Annotated in this window: 24 protein-coding genes and 1 tRNA gene; 16 read left to right on the top strand and 9 right to left on the bottom strand. The window is 35.5% G+C overall.

What is annotated here, in order from left to right; genetic code table 11:
- The first annotated feature begins 7 nt into the window (after positions 1-7).
- The 3 genes from EJA19_RS03865 to msrA all read left to right on the top strand — a co-directional run bounded on the left by EJA19_RS03865 (position 8) and on the right by msrA (position 2,691).
- Positions 8-1,102, top strand: coding sequence for a Nif3-like dinuclear metal center hexameric protein (locus EJA19_RS03865; protein WP_125467014.1), 1,095 nt, complete (start codon positions 8-10; stop codon positions 1,100-1,102).
- A gap of 3 nt (positions 1,103-1,105) precedes the next feature.
- On the top strand, positions 1,106-1,885 hold the full coding sequence (locus tag EJA19_RS03860; protein ID WP_125467013.1) for a zinc ribbon domain-containing protein: 780 nt from the start codon (positions 1,106-1,108) through the stop codon (positions 1,883-1,885).
- 119 nt (positions 1,886-2,004) lie between these two features.
- Positions 2,005-2,691, top strand: coding sequence for a peptide-methionine (S)-S-oxide reductase MsrA (gene msrA / locus EJA19_RS03855; RefSeq protein WP_125467012.1), 687 nt, complete (start codon positions 2,005-2,007; stop codon positions 2,689-2,691).
- On the opposite strand, the gene EJA19_RS03850 is transcribed toward msrA, so the two are convergent.
- Both EJA19_RS03850 and EJA19_RS03845 read right to left on the bottom strand, forming a co-directional pair.
- On the bottom strand, positions 2,688-3,497 hold the full coding sequence (locus tag EJA19_RS03850) for a class I SAM-dependent methyltransferase (RefSeq protein ID WP_125467011.1): 810 nt from the start codon (positions 3,495-3,497) through the stop codon (positions 2,688-2,690). The genes msrA and EJA19_RS03850 overlap by 4 nt on opposite strands.
- Before the next feature lie 5 nt (positions 3,498-3,502).
- The gene (locus tag EJA19_RS03845; RefSeq protein ID WP_125467010.1) at positions 3,503-3,922 is read right to left on the bottom strand and encodes a (4Fe-4S)-binding protein; all 420 of its coding nucleotides are present in this window, start codon (positions 3,920-3,922) and stop codon (positions 3,503-3,505) included.
- Positions 3,923-4,074: 152 nt separating this feature from the next.
- On the opposite strand from EJA19_RS03845, the gene kynU reads away from it, so the two are divergent.
- The 9 genes from kynU (at position 4,075) to EJA19_RS03800 (ending at position 12,609) form a co-directional block, all read left to right on the top strand.
- Positions 4,075-5,307 carry a kynureninase gene (gene kynU, locus EJA19_RS03840; protein ID WP_125467140.1) on the top strand — a complete coding sequence of 411 codons (1,233 nt, stop codon included), beginning with the start codon at positions 4,075-4,077 and terminating at the stop codon, positions 5,305-5,307.
- Positions 5,300-6,697: an FAD-dependent oxidoreductase gene (locus EJA19_RS03835; RefSeq protein WP_125467009.1), complete on the top strand. Its 1,398-nt coding sequence runs from the start codon at positions 5,300-5,302 to the stop codon at positions 6,695-6,697. The genes kynU and EJA19_RS03835 overlap by 8 nt, the downstream gene beginning before the upstream one ends.
- A gap of 222 nt (positions 6,698-6,919) precedes the next feature.
- A complete protein-coding gene (locus EJA19_RS03830; protein ID WP_125467008.1) occupies positions 6,920-7,357 on the top strand; it encodes a RidA family protein in 438 nt (145 codons plus the stop codon).
- Positions 7,358-7,426: 69 nt separating this feature from the next.
- Positions 7,427-8,866, top strand: coding sequence for an aldehyde dehydrogenase (locus tag EJA19_RS03825; RefSeq protein WP_125467007.1), 1,440 nt, complete (start codon positions 7,427-7,429; stop codon positions 8,864-8,866).
- Positions 8,867-8,962: 96 nt separating this feature from the next.
- Positions 8,963-9,745: an SDR family oxidoreductase gene (locus EJA19_RS03820; RefSeq protein ID WP_125467006.1), complete on the top strand. Its 783-nt coding sequence runs from the start codon at positions 8,963-8,965 to the stop codon at positions 9,743-9,745.
- A 95-nt stretch (positions 9,746-9,840) separates the two neighbouring features.
- Positions 9,841-10,362 (top strand): 3-hydroxyanthranilate 3,4-dioxygenase, encoded by a 522-nt coding sequence (locus EJA19_RS03815; protein WP_125467005.1) that lies wholly within the window; start codon positions 9,841-9,843, stop codon positions 10,360-10,362.
- A gap of 83 nt (positions 10,363-10,445) precedes the next feature.
- Positions 10,446-11,531, top strand: coding sequence for an amidohydrolase family protein (locus tag EJA19_RS03810; protein WP_125467004.1), 1,086 nt, complete (start codon positions 10,446-10,448; stop codon positions 11,529-11,531).
- Positions 11,531-12,175 (top strand): O-methyltransferase, encoded by a 645-nt coding sequence (locus EJA19_RS03805; RefSeq protein ID WP_125467003.1) that lies wholly within the window; start codon positions 11,531-11,533, stop codon positions 12,173-12,175. Before EJA19_RS03810 ends, EJA19_RS03805 begins: the two co-directional genes overlap by 1 nt.
- 2 nt (positions 12,176-12,177) lie before the next feature.
- On the top strand, positions 12,178-12,609 hold the full coding sequence (locus EJA19_RS03800; protein WP_125467002.1) for a TlpA family protein disulfide reductase: 432 nt from the start codon (positions 12,178-12,180) through the stop codon (positions 12,607-12,609).
- 7 nt (positions 12,610-12,616) lie between these two features.
- On the opposite strand, the gene EJA19_RS03795 is transcribed toward EJA19_RS03800, so the two are convergent.
- The 5 genes from EJA19_RS03795 to EJA19_RS03775 all read right to left on the bottom strand — a co-directional run bounded on the left by EJA19_RS03795 (position 12,617) and on the right by EJA19_RS03775 (position 17,464).
- On the bottom strand, positions 12,617-12,904 hold the full coding sequence (locus tag EJA19_RS03795) for a twin-arginine translocase TatA/TatE family subunit (protein ID WP_125467001.1): 288 nt from the start codon (positions 12,902-12,904) through the stop codon (positions 12,617-12,619).
- Between the two features lie 77 nt (positions 12,905-12,981).
- Positions 12,982-15,282, bottom strand: coding sequence for a M1 family metallopeptidase (locus EJA19_RS03790; RefSeq protein ID WP_125467000.1), 2,301 nt, complete (start codon positions 15,280-15,282; stop codon positions 12,982-12,984).
- Between the two features lie 61 nt (positions 15,283-15,343).
- On the bottom strand, positions 15,344-15,856 hold the full coding sequence (locus tag EJA19_RS03785; protein ID WP_125466999.1) for a DUF6702 family protein: 513 nt from the start codon (positions 15,854-15,856) through the stop codon (positions 15,344-15,346).
- A 56-nt stretch (positions 15,857-15,912) separates the two neighbouring features.
- Complete coding sequence (locus tag EJA19_RS03780) at positions 15,913-16,569, bottom strand: hypothetical protein (protein WP_240640202.1); 657 nt, start codon at positions 16,567-16,569, stop codon at positions 15,913-15,915.
- A gap of 91 nt (positions 16,570-16,660) precedes the next feature.
- Entirely contained in the window at positions 16,661-17,464 is an 804-nt protein-coding gene (locus EJA19_RS03775; protein ID WP_158611348.1) for a carboxypeptidase-like regulatory domain-containing protein, read from the bottom strand.
- 115 nt (positions 17,465-17,579) lie between these two features.
- On the opposite strand from EJA19_RS03775, the gene pepE reads away from it, so the two are divergent.
- Positions 17,580-18,287, top strand: a complete 708-nt coding sequence (pepE, locus tag EJA19_RS03770; protein ID WP_125466997.1) for a dipeptidase PepE — start codon at positions 17,580-17,582, stop codon at positions 18,285-18,287.
- 32 nt (positions 18,288-18,319) lie between these two features.
- Here pepE and EJA19_RS03765 read toward each other — a convergent pair.
- Positions 18,320-18,392: transfer RNA gene (locus EJA19_RS03765), tRNA-Gly, on the bottom strand.
- A gap of 92 nt (positions 18,393-18,484) precedes the next feature.
- Between EJA19_RS03765 and EJA19_RS03760 the strand changes: the two genes are divergently transcribed.
- Positions 18,485-18,934 carry a GNAT family N-acetyltransferase gene (locus tag EJA19_RS03760; RefSeq protein WP_240640201.1) on the top strand — a complete coding sequence of 150 codons (450 nt, stop codon included), beginning with the start codon at positions 18,485-18,487 and terminating at the stop codon, positions 18,932-18,934.
- Between the two features lie 49 nt (positions 18,935-18,983).
- Positions 18,984-19,748, top strand: coding sequence for a M48 family metalloprotease (locus EJA19_RS03755; protein WP_125466995.1), 765 nt, complete (start codon positions 18,984-18,986; stop codon positions 19,746-19,748).
- Between the two features lie 62 nt (positions 19,749-19,810).
- Here the strand turns inward: EJA19_RS03755 and EJA19_RS03750 are convergent, their stop codons facing one another.
- Positions 19,811-20,200 (bottom strand): ankyrin repeat domain-containing protein, encoded by a 390-nt coding sequence (locus EJA19_RS03750; RefSeq protein ID WP_125466994.1) that lies wholly within the window; start codon positions 20,198-20,200, stop codon positions 19,811-19,813.
- Between the two features lie 261 nt (positions 20,201-20,461).
- Here EJA19_RS03750 and gpmI point away from each other — a divergent pair, with 261 nt between their 5' ends.
- On the top strand, positions 20,462-21,979 hold the full coding sequence (gpmI, locus tag EJA19_RS03745; protein WP_125466993.1) for a 2,3-bisphosphoglycerate-independent phosphoglycerate mutase: 1,518 nt from the start codon (positions 20,462-20,464) through the stop codon (positions 21,977-21,979).
- Positions 21,980-21,993: the final 14 nt, after the last annotated feature.

The raw sequence follows: 21,993 nt of genomic DNA, 5'->3' as shown, positions 1-21,993 counted from the left end.
AAACTTTATGATTATTCAAGATGTCATTAATTATTTAGAAGAATTAGCCCCACTTAATTATGCCGAAGATTTTGATAACGTTGGATTATTAGTAGGCGATAAAACCAAACCCCTAACAGGCGTTTTAGTTACACTAGACACACTTGAAGATGTTGTTGAGGAAGCCATTGAAAACAATTGTAATTTAATTGTAAGCTTCCACCCCATTATTTTTAAAGGTCTAAAAAGTTTAACAGGCAAAGACTATGTAGAAAGAACCGTATTAAAAGCCATAAAAAACAACATTGCCATTTATGCTATTCACACTGCATTAGATAACGCTTTGTTAGGAGTCAATCACATGATAAGCGAAAAGCTTGGTCTTACAAACAAGCAAATCTTAATCCCGCAAAAAAGCACTATAAAAAAACTAACCACATTTGTTCCAAATGCCGAAATTTCAAAAGTTAGAAATGCGCTTTTTGCAGCTGGCGCAGGAAGCATAGGCAATTATAGCAATTGCAGTTTTAATATAGAAGGCTATGGTACATTTATGGGAAATGACAACGCTAATCCAACCATTGGAAACAAAAATGAAACACATACCGAAGCCGAAACCCAAATAACTGTTATTTTCGAAAAACACAAACAAAATCAAATCCTAAAAGCTCTATTTAATTCACATTCTTACGAAGAAGTGGCTTACGACATTGTAACATTAGACAATAAAAACCAAGAAATTGGTATAGGTATGATAGGCGAATTAAAAAAAGAAATGTCTGAAAGCAATTTTCTAGATTTTGTAAAAACAAACATGAAAACCGAGTGCATAAGACATAGTGCTTTTTTAGGCAAACCTATAAAAAAAGTAGCTGTATTAGGCGGCTCAGGGAGCTTTGCTATTAACGCTGCCAAAGCACAAAAAGCAGATGCTTATATTACAGCCGATTTAAAATATCATGACTTTTTTTCGGCAAACAACCAGATTCTTTTAGCCGATATAGGCCATTTTGAAAGCGAACAGTTCACAAAAAACCTTCTAACTGCCTATCTTACAAAAAAAATTACTAATTTTGCAGTCGTTTTATCAAAGACCAATACCAATCCGGTAAATTATTTTTAAAGTATGGCAAAAAAGAAAGAACTAACTGTAGAAGAGCGTTTAAGAGCTCTTTACGATTTGCAACTAATCGACTCTCGCATTGATGAAATAAGAAATGTTCGTGGGGAACTTCCTCTAGAAGTTCGTGATTTAGAAGACGAAGTCGAAGGTCTTAACACAAGGTTAGAGAAATTAGACTCTAGCTTAGAGTCTATCAACAATCAAATTAGTGACAAGAAAAACTTAATTGAAGAATCTAAAGCACTAATTAAAAAGTACAGTGAGCAACAAAAAAATGTTAGAAATAACAGAGAACATAACTCGCTTACTAAAGAGGTTGAATTCCAAGAACTAGAAATTCAATTAGCTGAAAAGAACATTAAAGAGTTTAAGGCGCAAATCGAACAAAAGAAAGAAGTCATTTCTGAAACTAAAGACAAGCTTAAAGAGCGTCAAAAACATCTAAAACACAAAAAAGGTGAATTAGATGCCATTTTAGCTGAAACCGAAAAAGAAGAAAAAGCTTTAATCGATAAATCTGAGGATTACAAGAAAAACATCGAAGAAAGACTTGTAAAAGCTTACACAAGAATACGAACAAATGTAAAAAATGGTTTAGCGGTTGTACCTATTGAAAGAGGAGCTTCTGGTGGATCTTTCTTTACTATTCCACCACAAATTCAAATGGAAATTGCAACAAGAAAACGCATTATTACCGATGAGCATAGTGGACGTATCTTAGTAGACGCACAATTAGCCGAAGAAGAAAAAGAAAAAATGGACAAGCTTTTTGCTAAGCTATAAGTCATAATTTCACATTATAAACTATAAGCTCTTGCTCATGCAAGGGCTTTTTTTTTATAAAAAAATATCTTGTTATTATAAGGTTCTCTCTTTTGTTTCGACTACTTAAAAAAGATATTATGAAACAAGCTGCTTCCTTAATCATTTTCACGCTTTTATTTAGTTGCAACAACAACGCCCAAAACAATAAAAAACAACAAGCTATGGCAAACACAAAACCTATAGAGGTTCCGTTACAAGATGGTAAAACAAAAGCCTACTTTGCTAGTGGTTGCTTTTGGTGTGTTGAGGCCATTTACCAAAGCGTTATTGGTGTAGATGATGCTATTTCAGGTTATTCTGGCGGTCATACAGAAAATCCAACATACAACTCAAGTAATACAGGACGCACTGGTCACGCCGAAGCCGTAGAAGTCATTTACGACCCCAATGTGGTGAGTTTTTCAGATTTAGTCGAAGTTTATTTTAGCACGCAAGACCCAACCCAAATAAATGGTCAAGGACCAGATTGGGGATCGCAATATCGTTCCATTATTTTTTACCAAAATGAGGAACAAAAACAAATTGCTGAAGCCAAAAAATCTAAATGGGCCAAAAAAATAGGTAGTAATATTGCCGCCGAAATTATGCCGTTCCAAAAATTCTGGGAAGCCGAAGCATACCACCAAAACTTTGAAGCTAGGAATCCTAATCATCCGTATGTAAGAAATGTATCTAACAAGCGCTTAGATAAATTATACAAAACCTGCCCGTTGTTGGTAAAAAAAGAGGTAAATGATGTTATTAAAGACCTAAACAAAAACTAAGGTTTCGTTGCTTTTATATCAAAAATCAAAGGATATAATTTGTCTTTAGTAACATACATTTCAGATTGGGTTTTAATCAAATCTGGAAGCACATTATAAGGACTTTCATCATATTCATTTAAATAATCTACATGCAAACCTGCTTCGGTTAATGCATTAACCACTTCGCTTAATCCATGATTCCAACCGTATTCTTTACTTATTATTTTTGAGTTAGCATTAGCATAAGTACCTTCATATTCTTCATAAATCACATCATCCTGCATATAGCCATATTTTAAAGTTGGCGTTTCACCTAAATAATCAAACATCCAGACAATAGGATGAAACTCGACCATATAAAAAACGCCTCCAGAAGTTAAGCGTTCGGCAATCATTTTACCCCAAGGTTTCAAATTGGGCAACCAACCTATCACGCCATAGCTGGTAAAAACAATGTCAAACTCAGCATCTAAATACTTTGATGTATCCAACACATTACAACACACAAATTCGGCATCTAATTGTAATTCGTCATTAAGCTTTTTTGCCAACGTAATACCTTCATCACTCAAATCCACGCCAATACATTTGGCGCCTTTCCTACTCCAACTTAACGTATCTTGGCCAAAATGACACTGCAAATGCAATAAACGTTTCCCTGAAACATCACCTAGTGCATCTAATTCATAAGGCATTAAAGACGTCTTACCCTTCTTAAAAGCTTTTAAATTATACATATCGCTTTCGGCGTGAACTTTCACCTTCTCGTTCCAGGTGGCTTGATTAGTCTTAAAATAATTAGCTTGTTTAACGCTATCTGCCATTTTACCTACCCTTTAAAATTGTTTTTAACGTGAGTTCCATCACAATAAGGCTTATTATTAGAGGCGCCACACCTACAAAAAGCAGTCGTTTTATTTTTAGTTTCTTCTTGGCCATCTTTATCCGTGACTTTCAATGTTCCATAAACTAAAAGCGGTCCGTTTTCTAGAACCTCAACTTTAGTTTCTAGAGCCTGTTTTGTCTTGTCGTTATTTCCATTCATAAAAAAACTTAATGCACCAGAAGGACATTTCTTTACTTGATCTACTAATTCCTCTGTAGAAGCGGCATCAATTTTTATCCAAGGACGTTCTTTTGGTTGAAAAACACTCGGCAACCCTTTAACACAAATGGCTGAATGAATACATTTTTCAGACGCCCAAACAATAGTAACTTCTCCGTTTGAATATTCTTTTGTCTTATCCATAATTTTATTTTTATTAAATATAGAAAAAAATTCCATCAGAAATTATCAACCATTTACCGTTTCTTTTCTTTTGTTATAATTTGTACATTTGGGAAAATTCAAAAAAACACCGCACATTGAACTATAAAACAGGTCTTGATTTCGCTAAAGAAATGGACCAAAACGATCCGTTAAAGGCGTACCGCAGTAAGTTTCATATTCCAAAAGACAACAATGGAAATGAGCTAGTTTATCTCTGTGGAAATTCTTTAGGCTTACAACCAAAAGCCACCAAAGACTATATCGATCAAGAACTAGACGATTGGGCAAATTTGGGTGTAGAAGGCCATACCGAAGCCAAAAACCCGTGGTTACCTTATCACGAATTTCTTACCGAAAACATGGCTAAAGTAGTTGGTGCCAAACCTATTGAAGTCGTTACAATGAATACCCTTACGGCCAACCTTCATTTTATGATGGTATCGTTTTATAAACCTACACCCAAGCGCTATAAAATTGTTATTGAAGCCGATGCGTTTCCATCTGATAAATATGCCGTAGAATCCCAATTACGTCACCACGGATTTGACGATAACGAAGGGCTTATTCTTTGGAAACCTAGAAAAAATGAAGAACTATACCACTACGAAGACCTTGAAGCCATTTTAGAACAACAAGGTGATGAAATTGCACTAATTATGGTTGGAAACACCAATTACTACACAGGGCAATTTTTTGACATGAAACGCATTACAAACCTAGGTCATAAACACGGTTGTATCGTTGGTTTTGATTGTGCTCACGGTGCTGGAAACGTACAGTTAAACCTTCACGATTCTGGAGCCGATTTTGCCGTTTGGTGTTCGTACAAATACTTAAACTCTGGACCAGGAAGTTTAGCTGGTGCCTTTGTTCACGAACGTCACGCTCACGACAAAACTTTAAACCGTTTTACAGGTTGGTGGAGCCACAACAAGCAAACACGTTTTAATATGCGTCACGAATTTGATGTCCTTCCAGGTGCCGAAGGTTGGCAATTAAGCAACCCACCTATTTTATCGTTAGCTGCTATCAGAGCCTCTTTAGATATTTTTGGCGAAGTCGGTATGGAAGCTCTAACCAAAAAATCTAGAAAATTAACGGGATATTTTGAATATCTACTAAAACAATTAGGCGAAGACACTATCCGTATTATCACACCAGAAAACCCAGAAGAACGTGGTTGCCAATTGTCTATTCAAGTTAAAAATGCCGACAAAGCTTTATTTGATAAACTCACGGCCTCTGGTGTTATTGCCGATTGGCGTGAACCCGATGTCATTCGTTGTGCGCCTGTTCCGCTTTATAACAGTTATGAAGATGTATATAAAATGGTTGAACGCTTGAAAGAAATATTAAATGACTAAACAACAGAACATACTTATTATTGGTGCAGGACTTTGTGGTTCTCTCCTAGCCTTACGCTTAGGGCAACGCGGCTACAATGTAACCGTTATGGAAAAACGTCCAGATATGCGAAAAGTAGATATTAGTGCTGGTCGATCCATAAACTTAGCATTTTCAGATCGTGGTATTAAAGCTATGAATCTGGTTGGCATTTTAGATAAAGTCATGCCACTTTGTATTCCAATGAAAGGACGAATGCTTCACGATGTAGAAGGCAACACCGTTTTAGCGCCATACAGCGGTCGTGAAAACGAATATATCAACTCTATCTCTCGTGGTGGTTTAAACGAATTATTACTCACCGAAGCCGAAAAGCACGATAACGTCAACATTCATTTCAATAAAAAATGCCTGTCAGTTGATTTTGAAAAAACCACAGCACTTTTCAAAGACTACGACACTAAAAAGGAATTTATAGAAGACGCCGACGTTATTTTTGCCACAGATGGAGCTGGTTCTGCACTTCGTAAAAGTTATTATTTAGGCAAAAAGTTCCTCTTTAGCTTTTCGCAGGACTGGTTATCTCACGGTTATAAAGAACTTAGTATTCTCCCTGGAGAAAACGGCAGTTACAAAACCTTTAAAAACGCCCTTCATATTTGGGGACGCGAAGCATTTATGCTTATCGCACTACCTAATTTAGACGGTAGTTTTACGGTTACACTGTTTTTAAGTTTTGATGAAGGCGAATACAATTTTAACAATTTAACGACTAAAGAACGGGTGTTGGAATTCTTTGAAAAATACTTTAAAGACGCCTTAGAGCTAATGCCTAACTTAGTAGAAGATTTCTTTGAAAACCCAACATCACCATTAGGCACTGTAAAATGTTCACCTTGGCATTACAAAGGTAATACCTTATTAATGGGCGATGCCGCTCACGCCATTGTACCTTTTTATGGCCAAGGCATGAATGCCTCGTTTGAAGATGTTACCGAGTTTGATAAAGTGTTAGATGAAGGCCATCAAGATTGGGAAACCATTTTTAAAACTTACGAAGCCAATAGAAAGAAAGACACTGACGCCATTGCCGATTTAGCAATTGACAATTTCTACGAAATGAAAGGTCATGTTAACCACCCTAATTTTAGGGAAAAACGAAACCTTGAAATGGCTTTTGAAAAGGACTTTCCAAATGAATATTCATCAAAATATTCCTTGGTAACCTTTAATGAAAATATTGGCTATCGTGATGCTATGCTTCGTGGTCGCGCTCAAGACAAGGCTATTTTAAATATGTTAGCTGATGGCACCTTAAACATAAACGACGACTTAAAATCTAATTTAGAGAAAGTGACAATCGAAACCGAAAACATCCTTGAGGATGACAGAATCGCTGGGTTGAAGTAGTGGGAAGTGAGAAATGAGAAATGAGAAATGAGAAATATAAATCAATTGAAGAATTGAACATCAAAATTCAGAAATAATGAGCGAAAAAATGTAGCTGCAAAGCGAAGCTTTAAGCACGTAATTTTGAAAGCGAATGATGCTTTTTCAGCAATTTCCTTATTTTGATATGATTTTTTGGTTCGTTTTGTATCAAGACAAAATGAACAGAATAAAAGAAAAAATATGAGCAATAAAAAAAATGATACTTCTGCCTCTGCAGGAACTAAAGTAACTCCACGAGGCGCTTATCCACACGTAAAAGTTGTAGGGGATTTCATTTTCGTATCGGGAACGAGTTCACGTAGAGCAGACAATACTATTGCTGGTGTGGAGTTGATTGACGAAATGAATACTAAAGTACTAGATATTGAAGTACAAACCAGAGAAGTTTTAAAAAATATCGACAAAAACCTGCAAACGGTTGGTGCTAGTCTAAAAGATGTTGTAGATGTTACTACTTTTTTAGTCAACATGAACGACTTTGCCGGCTACAACAAAGCTTACGCTGAATTTTTTGAGAAAGCTACTGGCCCAACAAGAACAACAGTTGCTGTTCATCAATTACCGCATCCCGATTTGTTGGTAGAAATAAAAGTAATGGCTTACAAGAAGCAAGAATAAAGACATAAGAAGCAAGACATCAGACCAAGTTGTCTTGGCTCCTGTCTCTTGGTTCTATCATCTAAAAATATGAACATAAAAAACTACATTAATGGCAATTTTCACAATCCATCTTCAAACGAATGGATAGATAATTTTTGTCCTGCCAATGGCGACATATATGGACAAATTCCCAACTCTTCAAAAGCGGATGTTGAAAATGCTTACATTGCTGCAAAATCAGCTTTTCCTAGTTGGTCGCGAACTACTTTGGAAGAACGCAGTCGTATTTTACTTAAAATTTCTGAAGGCATTGAAGCCAACCTCGACAAATTAGCCAAAGCCGAAAGTCAAGACAATGGCAAACCTATTAGTTTAGCCAAAGCTATCGATATTCCACGTGCGTCAAGTAACTTTCGTTTTTTTGCCAATGCCATTACACAGTTTGCTAGTGAGAGTCACGAAAGCGTTGGTATGAACGCCATAAACTACACCTTACGTCAATCCATTGGTGTGGTTGGTTGTATCTCACCTTGGAATCTTCCACTCTATTTATTTACTTGGAAGATTGCTCCAGCCATAGCGGCAGGAAACTGTGTTGTTGCCAAACCAAGCGAAGTCACGCCAATGACGGCTTACTTATTAGGTGAGATCTGTAACGAAGCGGGGCTACCAAAAGGCGTTTTAAACATTGTTCATGGTTTAGGAACCTCGACAGGACAAGCCATAATTGAACACCCAGATATTAAAGCCATTTCGTTTACTGGTGGAACGGCAACAGGAGCTCATATTGCTAGAACTGCTGCGCCAATGTTTAAAAAACTGTCTTTGGAATTAGGCGGCAAAAATCCTAACATCATTTTTGCAGATTGCGATTATGACGATATGCTGAAAACAACCGTAAAATCATCGTTCGCCAATCAAGGTCAAATTTGTTTATGTGGCAGTCGTATTTTTGTGGAAGCTTCCATCTATGAGAAGTTCAAAACCGATTTTGTTAAAAAAGTAAAGCAACTCAAAGTTGGTCATCCATCTAAAAACGATACTAATATTGGTGCTTTGGTATCAAAACCGCACCTAGAAAAAGTAATGGATTATATAAAAATTGCCAAAGAAGAAAACGGCAAAATATTATGTGGCGGAAACCAGGTTACCGTAACAGGTTTTGAAAACGGCTATTATTTAGAACCAACCGTTATTGAAGTTCCAACAGATGAGTGTCGCGTAAACCAGGAAGAAATTTTTGGCCCAGTGGTTACCATAATGCCGTTTAAAACTGAAGACGATGTGCTACAAATGGCCAATAAAGTAAAATATGGGTTATCAGCCACATTATGGACAAACGATTTAAAACGCACCATGCGTATGAGCCACCAAATACAAGCTGGTATTGTTTGGGTAAACACATGGTTAATGCGCGATTTACGAACACCTTTTGGTGGAATGAAAGCCTCTGGCGTTGGTCGTGAAGGTGGTTTTGAGGCTTTACGCTTTTTTACCGAACCTAAAAATGTGTGTATAAAATATTAAATAAAAAGAATCAAGATTATTAAAGCAAACAACCAAGACAAAAAAGAAATGTTCTGAATCTTGGCTCTTAATTCTTGAACCTTATATCTAAATAATATGAATTTAAACTTAAACAATAAATACGCTTTGGTTTGCGGGAGTACTGCAGGTATAGGAAAAGCGACAGCAATAGCTTTGGCCAGTGAAGGTACAAACGTAACCCTTATAGCAAGAAACGAAGACAAACTAAAAGCTGTTTTAACAGAATTACCTCACCCTGAAAACCACAGCTACATTGTAGCCGATTTTTCTAATCCAGAAGACTTACAACAAAAAGTTGCAGACTTTATTGCCAACAACCACGGGTTTCATATTTTGGTTAACAACACCGGTGGACCTGCTGGTGGACCAATTTTTAATGCTAAATTAGAGGAGTTCCAAAATGCCTTCACACAACATTTAAAATGTAATCATGTTTTAGCGCAAACACTAGTCCCTTTTATGAAAGATGAAGGCTACGGACGTATTGTTAATGTCATTTCCACTTCGGTTAAACAACCTTTAGACGGTCTTGGTGTAAGTAATACCATTCGTGGTGCTGTGGCCAATTGGAGTAAAACTTTAGCTAACGAATTGGGACAGTTTGGTATAACAGTGAATAATGTATTGCCTGGAGCCACAGGAACCGAACGTTTAACGGAAATTATAAAAAACAAATCGGCTAAGACTGGAAAAACCAAAGATGAGGCTGCTAACGCGATGAAACAAGCCGTTCCAGCAAAACGTTTTGCTAAACCTGAAGAATTGGCCGATGCCATTACTTTTTTAGCAAGCGAGCGCGCCAGTTACATTAACGGAATTAACCTTCCTGTTGATGGTGGACGAACAAAATCTTTGTAACTTTATAACAAAATCTGCGTGAGGGATTGAAGCGAGCTACCGTGTAGCGCGAAAAGCCCGACCCGAAAGGGACACGCCCAAAAAACATGTAGTTTATGAGCAATTTAGTAACCCCTTTGAATTTTAAAGAATGGATTGATGAAAATCGCCATTTATTAAAACCGCCTGTTGGCAACAAATGTGTTTGGCCAAATGGTGATTATATTGTTATGGTTGTTGGCGGCCCAAATAGCCGAAAAGATTATCATTACAACGAAACACCGGAGTTTTTCTATCAGCTGGAAGGCGATATGGTGCTTAAAATTATGAACAACGGCAAACCCGAAGATGTTCATATTAAGGAAGGGGATATTTATTTACTACCTCCTAAAGTCCCACATTCTCCACAACGTCAAGCAGACACTGTTGGTTTAGTAATAGAATATCCACGCCCAGATGGAGTAAACGATGCCTTAGAGTGGTATTGTGAGAATTGCAATGAGCTGTTGTATCGTGAGGAATTTCCGTTGGATAATATAGAAACCGATATGCCTGTGATTTTTGATAAATATTACAGTAACGAAGAAAAACGCACTTGCACGTCTTGTGGTCACGTTATGCAGCCACCTAAGAAGTAGTGAGTAGTAAACTCTATTAAATTAAAATATTAATGCATTAAGGTTTAATCTTAGATAAGATCTAAAAGCTAGTAATAACTTATATGGAAAAGCGCAAATTACGTATAAATGGTCATTCGCATTTATTACCTTATCCAGAGGAAATCCCTCAATTTATGAAGGATAAAGGGATTTTCTGGGTTGATAAAGACCGAAAATTTATGCTTCAAAAAGATTGGAATAGACCCATCACGGATTCTAGTTTCTTTTTGAATGAAAAACTCGCTTGGATGGAGCGTTTTAAGATTGACCATGCAGTGGTTTTAAACTTATCGCAGCTTTATGGTAATGGTTTGCGTTTGGAAGAAATGAAACAAGCCTTGCGTTTTCAGAATGATTTTAACGGTCGTATTCAAGCTGAAAACCCAGGGAAGTTTACCTGTGGGTTTGTTGTCCATCCTGGGTTTGTACGTGGTGCGTGTTGGGAAATAGAGCGCTGTGTTGAAGAGTTAGGCATGCGTTTATTATGTTTACCAACACATTACATGGACACTATTGGTACATGGCGTTGCATTTTTGACGAAGAAAACGAGCCTATTTTTGAACTAGCAGACAAGTATAACTTAGCTGTTGAAATTCACCCCTATGATGGCGAAAAGTTCATTAAATTGGAAAACACGGCTTGGCGCTTTCATTTAATTTGGATGCTAGCACAATGCGCCGATGCGTATCACTTTTTAACCTTAAATGGGTATTACGAAAAATACCCTAACATGCGTGTATGTTTTGCTCACGGTGGTCAATTAGCACAAATTAACCTAGGAAGACGTATTCAAGGGTTTGATGGGCGCCACGATTTGTTTGAAGGCAAAGTGCACCCAAGAAAGGCTGTTGGCCATAAAAACATCTTTTTTGACACTTTAGTCCACGACACTAATTCTTTAGACTTGCTTATAAAGAATCAAGGCTCTAAACAAGTTTTAATTGGTTTAGATGATCCGTACCCATTAGGTGAAATGGAAAGTTTGCCGCAATCGTCTTACCCTGGAAAAATTTTAGATTTAGCCATAGAACGCGACATTATAACTGAAACCGAGAAAGACGCCATGTGGGAAGATAACGTATTACAATGGCTTTATGGTGATGATGACAAAGGCAAACAAGATCTAGTAAACAAAATTTTAGGGTAATGCACTTTTTTCCAGAGGAATTAGACGATTATGTAGTGGCACATTCTGAGAACGAGCCACAACTTTTGCAGGAACTACATAGAGAAACCTATCAAAAAATCCTGCAACCACGTATGTTGAGCGGACATTATCAAGGTCGTGTATTGAGTATGATTTCAAAAATAGTTAATCCAAAAACGATTCTAGAAATTGGCACCTACACAGGCTACTCTGCTTTATGTCTTTTAGAAGGCATGCAAAAAGAAGGGGCACTGCATACTATTGATGTTAACGAAGAGCTTGTCGATTTTCAACGAAAATATTTTGATAAATCTGTACGAGGCCATCAAATTCATCAACATTTAGGTAATGCCTTAAATATTATTCCTGAATTAAATACAACTTTTGACTTGGTGTTTATTGATGCCGATAAAGAAAATTATGCCAACTACTTCAAGATTATTATGGATAAATTAAACCCTGGCGGCATTATTTTATCGGACAACGTCCTTTGGAGCGGCAAGGTTCTGCATTCAACATTTAAAAAAGAAGACACCTCTACGCCTGCGCTTATCGAATACAACAAGCTTTTAAAAGAAGATGCAAGAGTAGAAACTGTATTATTACCCATTAGGGACGGTTTAACAATAAGCAGGAAAATTTAGTCATGACATCTAAAATTAATTCCATTATTGTTCAAGATTTTGAACATACTAGTATAGATCTTCTTTCTGCTTATCAAGAGCAAAACTTGTTGCTTTTACTCTACAACAATCAATGTTTGGGCTGTACAGGACGTGCTATACCGTTAGCTTACAAGCTTCAAAACATGTTTCCTAATATAACCGTAATTGGTATTCATTCTAATTTTAATAATGAGAAAACCACTGAAGAGGACATAAAAAGTATTTTCACCACTAAAGAGTTACCTTTCCCTATTTATTTGGATGAAAATCATAGTATTTATGATGCTTTTAATAGTGAAGGCACACCACAATGGTTAATTATAGATAAAAATAATATACTGTATCGCTCTATTTTTGGCTCGCAAGCTAATGCTGAAAATAGACTGCTTTATGCTTTGGAAAGTTTAGCGTAATTTATGGTTACATCTTTCGTCTTACAGAACCTGTAAAATCTTCAAGATCGTCTTTTACTTTGTTGAGTTCGTCTTGAACATCTTTCGTAATACTAGTATCAATACCGTTTTTTTCGGCACTTTTGGTAATTTCAGATTTTATATCGTTTGAAGCATCACGAAGCATTCGTAAACCTTTTCCCATACCTTTGGCGATCTCTGGAATTTTATCGGCACCAAAGACCATAACTACAATAAAAAGGATAAAGACCACCTCTGTAGTTCCAATAAATAAAAATGTTGCTTCTTGTATCACAATGCAAATATAGTAAGTGTTGCTATTATAACAGAATAAAAAAGCCGATTTAAAAAAATCGGCTTTTAAAAATTTATTTAATCTTTTACTTTTTCTTTAAACTTATCAAAAGCACTTTGTTGCTCTTGTTTAGGCCAAGAATTGTTTGCGGTATCTACATCGGCTGTTTCTAAATTAGGATCAACCGTTATCCCTATAATCTCTTTGTCTGATGCTATAGCTTTACTTACCTCATTATCGTTATAACGCCATATTTGTGCTGGATAATGCTCGGTTTTTGAAGTGCCATCGGCATATGAATATTCTACAATTATTGGCATGACTAAACCTCCTGGTTTTTCAAATGTTACATTATAGAAGTACTTAGGCTGCTTGATGTTTCTTTGTTCTTCTTCAGAAAAGTTATCCATAACATACTCCTTAACTGTAGGAATATCCATTAAATCTTGGTCTTTCATACTTTCCTTATATTCCTCGCTACCATCTTCCACCATATATACTAAAGGTGGTAAATCGCTCATTTTCATACCACGTTGCTTAACAATATTTTTCACATATTCGTTAGGCTCTGAAGACACATAATATTTTTTAACGTCTTTTACTCCTATATCTACCCAATCTGTTGTATAGAACCAACCTCTCCAAAACCAATCTAAATCGAATGCCGAAGCATCTTCCATGGTTCTAAAGAAATCTTCTGGTGTTGGGTGTTTAAACATCCAACGTTGTGAATACTCTCTAAAAGCGTAATCGAATAATTCTTCACCCATAACCGTTTCGCGCAAAATATTTAATGCTGTTGCTGGCTTTCCGTAGGCATTGTTTCCAAATTGATAGGTATTAAGTCCTTTGGTCATAATTGGTGCGATATAATTTTGATCGCCGCCCATGTAAGGGACAATTTTGGCTGCTGGCCCACGACGTGACGGATACGTATCGTGTCCTTCTGATAAAGCATCTGGATACCATTTACCAAAATCTTGCTCTGCTACATATTGTACAAAGGTGTTTAAGCCTTCGTCCATCCAGGTCCATTGACGCTCATCGCTATTCACAATCATTGGGAAAAAGTTATGCCCAACTTCATGTATAATAACACTCATCATGCCGTATTTTGTTCTGTCGCTATAATTACCGTCTTTATCTGGACGGCCATAATTCCAGCAAATCATAGGATATTCCATACCTTGATTTTTGGCATGCACAGAAATGGCTTTATGGTATGGATAATCAAAGGTCATTCTTGAATACGATTTTAACGTACTTGCAACCGCTTTTGTAGACCATTCTTCCCATAGTGGATTTCCTTCTTTTGGGTATAAAGACACCGCCATAGCATCTTTATTACCTATTTTAACGGCCATCATATCCCAGATAAACTTACGTGATGTCGCAAAACCATAATCACGAACATTTTCGGCATAGAACTTCCATGTTTTTGTATCGTTTGAAAATCCTTTTTCTGCTTTTTCTGCTTCGTCTTGAGTTACAATTAGAACAGGTTCGTCATAAGATTTTTTAGCCTTTTCGTAACGTTTCATCATGTCTTTTGAGAAGACTTCTTTACGGTTGGTTAACTTCCCTGTAGCATCTAATATATGATCTGCAGGAACAGTAATATTTACTTCAAAATTACCAAATGGTAATGCAAATTCATCGCGACCCCAGAATTGAGAATTCTGCCATCCTTCAACGTCGTTATAGACCGCCATTCTTGGGTAAAACTGCGCAATTACATAAGCTCTATTACCGTCTTCTGGAAAATATTCATACCCAGAACGTCCACGACCATTAACGTGGTCGTTAATGTTATACCACCATTTAATTGAGAACTCAAAACTATCTCCAGATTCTAATGGTTCTGGAAGCTCAACACGCATCATAGTTCTGTTAATCATGTGTGGTAAATTTTTACCATCTGCTTTTACTTCTTGAATGTTAAAACCACCATCAAAAGGTTCGGTCATATAATTATTTGCAAATGAAGATGCTTGATTTGCTGGGGCAACACCGCTACCTTCAATAAGTGGCGTTTTAGAGTCTTTCGCTCTCATGTTTTGATCTAATTGCACCCATAAATAGTTTAATTGATCTGGTGAGTTATTGGTATAGGTAATGGTTTCATTACCATAAAGTCGAGCGTTTTTATCGTCTAACTCGATATCCATTTTATAGTCTGCTTGTTGTTGGTAATACGCATGACCTGGAGCACCAGAAGCTGCACGATACATGTTTGGTGTGGAAAACTCATCGTACATTTGTTTAAACTTGTTATTATTTGTGTGCCCTTGTTTTATTTCCTGGGCTTCCTGTTCTTGGGCAAAAGTAGCTGCCGACAAAAACATAATTGAGAGGAATAAGCTCTTAAAAATCTTCATTTTTGAAAGTTTGTTAGTAAAAAAAATTGATTTGGAAAAGTAGTGATTTTTCAAGATTTAGCTATGGTTTTTCGTTAAAGTTTAACATAGCTTTATCATTTTCTTTTATAAGTATAAAACTCTTATTTTTAGAATTAATGTTTGTTCGTATAACGTTTTTCTGTTCTTTAAACATATCAAATAAAACCTCATTAGAAATCTCGAAGGTTTTTATATTCTTAATCCCTTCTATTTCAAGATAACAGATAGCAATATCGACATCGTACTCTTTTCCTATAAAGTTTATAATTTGTTCTTCACCATTAATTTTAATACTTATTTTGCTTTTTAGGTAACGCGCTATGTAATCGTTTACTTTTCCAGATTCATCTTTATATTTTAAAATAATATTTTCATCATAACGCTTTTTTAGTACGTTTTCTAAATCGTCGATAAAAATGCGGGTAATTATTTGTACTGATGATTGTTCTTTTACGTATTCTATTTGGGTAACACTTACATAGTATTTGTGCATTCCAAAAGCTAAAAAAACGAACAGCAATGGTAAACTTATGTATTTAATGTATGTTTTCATATTCAAGTTTTGAAACGTTATAATTACGTGGTCAAAAAACGTTCCAAATAACGTGTTTACTGTTTTAAATTTCTTTTGTATTGCTGAAGTTTTTCCTGCAAAAAGGTTAAAATTTCTAAATCGTTTGTGTTTTTACAACGTGCTGTAAAGTTTGGATCTTCGGCACAAAAATAGAAAAAATCGGTTCTTGAGGCTTTTTTTAACGATGCCATTTGAAAAAACTCGTCTTCCAACCGTTCTCTTACTTTTCTAAGGAGTTCGTCGCGACGTTCTAATGTTACGCGTTTTTTTAGCTTTTTGGTTCTTCCTGAAATTCCATTTAAAATAGGATTTAACGGAATTATTCCTCCTCCTGTTGTCGCTTCATTCAACACTCTTTCGTTATGCGTAAGTGGCTTGCCTTGATAACTAGGAATACCTAACATTTTTGCCGTTACGGGTTGTCCTTCTACACGTTCTACATCTTTTAGCAAATCACCTGTTAGTATTTTACCAACGGTTACAGCGTCTAAATCATATGTTAAAGGCTCTAAAAAAACCTCAACAAAGCGTTCTGTATATATAGATTCTGTAACAACAATTTCTTTAGGTTTATGTTGAATTGAGGTGATTTTTAAAGTATCGTTTTTACGAGCTGGAATTACAAACTCACCAAATTTATTGGCTACCGAAAATGTATGTGATGTTTGATTTATAATATGAATATTCTCCACATTTAAATTTGAAACAAGTTTTCCTTTAAGCTCTATGCCTTGTGCGAAAGAACATAAAACTGAGAAAAAACAACTTAAAAAAACGAGCGGCTTAGTCTTTTCCAACGGTGTTATTTTCGGATACATATTTTTGGCTCATCTTCGAAAAATACTCTAGTAAATACACTTCATTTTTGGGTAATAATAATGTGTCATCAAACCCCTTTCTATAACAAAATGCGTAAAAAGCTTCTACTTCGTCTTTGGGAACACCAAATTGATTGGCTATAAATTGGTTGGAGTATTTATTAGAAATGTCTTTAGGGTAGCTTATTTTTTTAGGCTCATAGGTACGATAGTTTTTTATTGGTTTCTTTTTTCGTTTAAAAAATAAACTTAATAAAGCGGCAAAATCTACCCCGTTGTAAAACTGCCCTTGCTTCATAAGTTGATTATCGACTTTGGTTAAATGGTCTATTTCAAAATTCATATTCTTAATATCGCCCAAAGACATGTTTGCTAAAGGATTGACTTCAATCTCTTCTACATTCTCTACATCTACATCTAACAATCCTGTTAAATCTGACGAGAACACAAGAACTTCATCTAAACTATTTACTTTTTCCGTTAGCAAAATTCTTAATATACCTGTTTCTATGGTTTGCTTTGTCACTCTAACGGTTTGTGGAAGAAACTGCAATGCCGATATTTCTAATATATCATGTTCTGCTACCTGCAAAGAAAAATGACCATTGGCTTTTGTTATTGTACCTTTTTGTGTGGTTAAATTATAAACGGTAACACCTTCTACATCGTTATGATTAGATACAATAACACCCTCTATCTCTATTCTACTGTTTTGAGAAAACACTAATGCGGTAAGTAACAAAAATGTAAAAAGTAATATGTGTTTCAAAATCATTGGTTTTTAGCTGGTATAAAGTAAGAACTTCATATCTTAATGTCTTCGGAAGGGTTTAATAAACTTTTGTTAAATGATAGCTTTAATTACTTTTACAAAAAGCTACATTATGAAACATATTATTCTTGCAAGTACATCAACCATTCATGGCAGTGACTATTTAGATTATATTTTACCAGAACTTGACATCTTTTTTAATGATATAGAAGACATTATTTTTATACCTTACGCTAGACCAGGTGGCATTACGCATAATGAATATACAAAAAAAGCACAAGAAGCTTTTAAAAAAATAAATAGAACCATTATTGGATTACATCAATTTGACAACCCAGTAGAAGCTATAAGTAATGCTAAAGCCATTTTTACGGGTGGTGGCAACACCTTTTTATTGGTACAACAACTTTATAAAAACAATATTATTACCCCCTTAAAAAACAGTATACTTAACGGCACAAAATATTTTGGCACGAGTGCAGGAAGCAATATTGGAGGGCTTACTATGAATACCACAAACGATATGCCCATAGTATATCCGCCAAGTTTTAAAACACTTGGGCTGGTGTCGTTTAATATTAATCCGCATTACCTAGATCCATTACCCAACAGCAAACATATGGGAGAAACTCGTGAAACACGACTAAAAGAGTTTCATAAGTTTAACACACAACCCGTTGTAGGCTTACGTGAAGGGAGTTGGCTAGAAATTGCAGATAAAACAATTATACTAAAAGGTGAATTACAAGCACGGATTTTCGAGTATAACAAACCACCTTATGAAGTTGAAACAGGTACAAACCTAAGTAATTTAAAATAAAAAAGCTTCACTATAAAAGTGAAGCTTTTTTGAGCGGGAGACCGGGTTCGAACCGGCGACATTCAGCTTGGAAGGCTGACGCTCTACCAACTGAGCTACTCCCGCAATCGTGGATGCAAATATAGTTAAAGATTTATTGTAGCAAAAATCTTTTTTTAGCAAATTAAACCTATTAATCTTTTTATTACTTTTTAATATTGGATAACACCTATTCTATAAAAATCATTTCAGCAAAAGACACTTATGATGTTAGACATCCTGTTTTACGACCAGGGCGACCAATAACCGACTGTGTTTTTGAAGGTGATAATTTAGACACCACATATCATTTAGGGCTTTTTCATCAAGAGCAACTTATTGGCGTGGTTAGCCTTATGCGTAACTCTAATAAGCAAATACAAGAAAGATCCCAATATCAATTAAGGGGGATGGCTATTTTAAAACCCTATCAAGGACAAGGTTTAGGCAAATACCTTATTGATGCTAGCATTAAAAAACTAACTGAATTACATTGTGAAATTGTATGGTGTAATGCTAGAGAAATAGCTCTTTCTTTTTACAAAAGAAACCAATTTCAAGTTTTAGGCGAACCATTTTCTATACCTCTTATCGGAAATCATTTTACCATGTTTAGAAAAATAAACTAACATTTTAAAAATTACTTTAGTAAATTTAAGTTTCTAATCATCTACTACCATGCGAAGTAAAAACTTTAAAATAAGGTTATTAATTGGGGTTGCTATAGTAGCGTTTGCTTACCTTAGGAAATGTAGCCAACAAGAAGTTAATCCATACACAGGACGCACACAAACCATTACGCTTTCTCCAGATCAGGAAATTGCCATTGGTTTAGAAAGCGCCCCTCAAATGGCACAACAACATGGCGGGTTATATCCAAACAAAGAATATCAAGCCTTTGTAGATCAAGTAGGGATGAAACTTGTTAATAGTAGCATTGCTAATGAAACTCCTTATAAGTACGACTTTCATTTACTAGCAGACCCAAATACGATAAATGCTTTTGCTTTGCCTGGCGGGCAGGTTTTTATTACGTATGCATTATTTTCTAAACTTGAAAATGAAGATCAATTAGCTGGCGTATTAGGTCATGAAATAGGACACGTTTTAGGAAAACATTCTAACGAACGTATAAGCGAATCTAATTTTTGGAAAACCATTACTATGGGAGCTTCTGTGGGTGCCGATATGGGTGGGTTTGTACAATCTATTGGTCAAAATACGTTATTAGCTAATGGCCGTGATGATGAATTAGAAAGTGATGATTTAGGCGTTAAGTTTATGATAAAAGCTGGTTATAACCCTAAAGAAATGATTGGAGTGATGGAAATTTTAAAAACTGCAGCAGGCCCTAACCGTGTTCCTGAATTTCAAAGTACACATCCAGATCCTGAAAATAGAATTGAACATATTCTAGAAGCCATAGAAAAATATAAAAACTAAAAAAAGGTCTCTAGAGTAGAGACCTTTTTAACTAACTAACCAACTTGAAAATAAACTACTGTTTACTTCTTCTTTAATGTGCTTTTAATTAACGCTTGTGCTTCTTTAGCATTAGAAAGTTCTGCATACTTTAAAGCCGTATGCCCTTTCTTACATTTAGACTTTAAATCAGCACCTTCTTTAATTAAAAGCTCTAAAATTTCTACCCTATTATACCTTGCTGCATACATAGCTGGTGTCATACCATTTGACTTTTCGTTTACATCTACGCCAAGTTCAATAAGTTTTTTAACAGTAACTATATCGCCTTTTGCAACAGATGTACAAAAAGGACTAATAGATGGTGATGAGATAACTTCAATAGTACTTGAAGGATTAAGATCGTTGTTTGCATGAGTATATCCAAAAGATACTCCTAATGCAAGTGCTAAAATGACTGTTGTTTTTTTCATGATGAAAGAATTTAAATTAATTGATTGATTTTTGATTACACTAAAGAGACGACTATTTTTTCAATCTGTTACACAAAAAAAATCTTATAACATATATTTAACGTTCTGCGAACAAATATGTTAACACCTTAATAAAACCCTATTATTAATTAACTTACAGACAAAAAAAGCATAAAACTTGATTAATCATTTTTATTTTATAGTATGATTTTTAAGTTAGAACTTATAAACTTTTATCTTTGATAACTTAAAGCAAGTAACATGAATAAGAAAGTAATTTTAATGATTTTGGATGGTTGGGGAAAATCTCCAGACCCAAAAGTTTCTGCTATAGACAATGCCAACACCCCTTTTATAGATTCATTATATAAAGATTACCCTAATGCCAATTTAAGGACCGATGGGTTGCATGTTGGCCTACCTGAAGGCCAAATGGGAAATAGCGAAGTTGGTCATATGAATTTAGGTGCGGGACGTATTGTTTATCAAGATCTTGTTAAAATTAACCTAGCTGTTAAAAACAATACCTTAGGTGATGAAACTGCCATTAAAAACGCTTTTGAATACGCAAAAACAAACAATAAACCTGTTCACTTTTTAGGACTAGTTAGCGATGGTGGCGTTCATTCGCATATTAATCATTTGTTGGGGTTAATAGATGCTGCCAATCAATATGGTGTTGCAAACTCTTATGTTCATGCCTTTACAGATGGTCGCGATGTTGACCCTAAATCGGGTTATGGTTTTATTACAGAATTAGAACAACATATAGAAAACACCAATACCCAACTAGCAACGGTAACAGGTCGTTACTATGCTATGGATAGAGACAACCGTTGGGAACGCGTTAAACTAGCTTACGATGCCTTAGTAAACGGCAATGGTTCAACATCAAAAGATGTGTTGAAATCTATCGATCAAAGTTATGAAAATGATGTCACAGATGAATTTATAAAACCCATCGTCATGACAGATAACAACGATAGTCCTATTGCAACAATTAAGAATGGTGACGTTGTTATTTTCTTCAATTTTAGAACTGATAGAGGTCGCCAATTAACCCAAGCGTTATGTCAAAAAGATTTCCATGAACAAAACATGCATAAGCTCGATTTGCATTATGTAACCATGACTAACTACGACGATTCCTTTAAAGACATTCATGTGGTGTTTGATAAAGAAAATCTAAAAGAAACTTTAGGAGAAGTACTTGAGAAAAATAATAAAACACAAATTAGAATAGCGGAGACCGAAAAGTATCCACATGTTACCTTTTTCTTTTCTGGAGGTCGCGAAACCCCTTTTAAAGGAGAAACCCGAATTTTACGAAATTCGCCCAAAGTAGCAACTTACGATTTACAACCAGAAATGAGCGCCTACGAACTACGCGATGCGTTAATTCCAGAACTACAAAAAGGAGACACCGATTTTGTGTGTTTAAATTTTGCAAATGGTGATATGGTTGGTCATACAGGTGTTATGGAAGCTGCCATAAAAGCCTGTGAAGCGGTAGACGAGTGTGTAAAGGATGTGGTAACAACGGCTTTAGACAACAATTACACAACTATTTTAATTGCAGATCATGGTAATTGCGAAACGATGGTTAATCCAGATGGATCGCCAAACACATCGCACACCACAAACCCTGTTCCTGTTATTTTAATAGACAAAGACAAATTACCTATTAAAGATGGTATTTTAGGAGATATTGCGCCTACTATTCTTCATCTTTTAGGTATTGAACAACCTAAAACAATGACACAACATAGCTTAGTCTAACTTTTTTACTATAT

It is taken from the genome of Mangrovimonas spongiae (genome assembly GCF_003944795.1).
Lineage (GTDB): Bacteria > Bacteroidota > Bacteroidia > Flavobacteriales > Flavobacteriaceae > Mangrovimonas > Mangrovimonas spongiae.
This window is presented reverse-complemented; position numbering and strand designations above follow the sequence as displayed.

Excerpts from the sequence above, each read along its gene's own strand:
- EJA19_RS03785 (WP_125466999.1), bottom strand. The coding sequence starts at position 15,856 with ATGAAAACATACATTAAATACATAAGTTTACCATTGCTGTTCGTTTTT.
- EJA19_RS03810 (WP_125467004.1), top strand. The coding sequence starts at position 10,446 with ATGGAAAAGCGCAAATTACGTATAAATGGTCATTCGCATTTATTACCT.
- EJA19_RS03805 (WP_125467003.1), top strand. The coding sequence starts at position 11,531 with ATGCACTTTTTTCCAGAGGAATTAGACGATTATGTAGTGGCACATTCT.
- EJA19_RS03850 (WP_125467011.1), bottom strand. The coding sequence starts at position 3,497 with ATGGCAGATAGCGTTAAACAAGCTAATTATTTTAAGACTAATCAAGCC.
- kynU (WP_125467140.1), top strand. The coding sequence starts at position 4,075 with ATGGACCAAAACGATCCGTTAAAGGCGTACCGCAGTAAGTTTCATATT.
- EJA19_RS03820 (WP_125467006.1), top strand. The coding sequence starts at position 8,963 with ATGAATTTAAACTTAAACAATAAATACGCTTTGGTTTGCGGGAGTACT.
- EJA19_RS03800 (WP_125467002.1), top strand. The coding sequence starts at position 12,178 with ATGACATCTAAAATTAATTCCATTATTGTTCAAGATTTTGAACATACT.
- EJA19_RS03755 (WP_125466995.1), top strand. The coding sequence starts at position 18,984 with ATGCGAAGTAAAAACTTTAAAATAAGGTTATTAATTGGGGTTGCTATA.
- EJA19_RS03845 (WP_125467010.1), bottom strand. The coding sequence starts at position 3,922 with ATGGATAAGACAAAAGAATATTCAAACGGAGAAGTTACTATTGTTTGG.
- EJA19_RS03750 (WP_125466994.1), bottom strand. The coding sequence starts at position 20,200 with ATGAAAAAAACAACAGTCATTTTAGCACTTGCATTAGGAGTATCTTTT.
- EJA19_RS03790 (WP_125467000.1), bottom strand. The coding sequence starts at position 15,282 with ATGAAGATTTTTAAGAGCTTATTCCTCTCAATTATGTTTTTGTCGGCA.
- gpmI (WP_125466993.1), top strand. The coding sequence starts at position 20,462 with ATGAATAAGAAAGTAATTTTAATGATTTTGGATGGTTGGGGAAAATCT.
- pepE (WP_125466997.1), top strand. The coding sequence starts at position 17,580 with ATGAAACATATTATTCTTGCAAGTACATCAACCATTCATGGCAGTGAC.
- EJA19_RS03865 (WP_125467014.1), top strand. The coding sequence starts at position 8 with ATGATTATTCAAGATGTCATTAATTATTTAGAAGAATTAGCCCCACTT.
- EJA19_RS03815 (WP_125467005.1), top strand. The coding sequence starts at position 9,841 with ATGAGCAATTTAGTAACCCCTTTGAATTTTAAAGAATGGATTGATGAA.
- msrA (WP_125467012.1), top strand. The coding sequence starts at position 2,005 with ATGAAACAAGCTGCTTCCTTAATCATTTTCACGCTTTTATTTAGTTGC.
- EJA19_RS03825 (WP_125467007.1), top strand. The coding sequence starts at position 7,427 with ATGAACATAAAAAACTACATTAATGGCAATTTTCACAATCCATCTTCA.
- EJA19_RS03830 (WP_125467008.1), top strand. The coding sequence starts at position 6,920 with ATGAGCAATAAAAAAAATGATACTTCTGCCTCTGCAGGAACTAAAGTA.
- EJA19_RS03860 (WP_125467013.1), top strand. The coding sequence starts at position 1,106 with ATGGCAAAAAAGAAAGAACTAACTGTAGAAGAGCGTTTAAGAGCTCTT.
- EJA19_RS03835 (WP_125467009.1), top strand. The coding sequence starts at position 5,300 with ATGACTAAACAACAGAACATACTTATTATTGGTGCAGGACTTTGTGGT.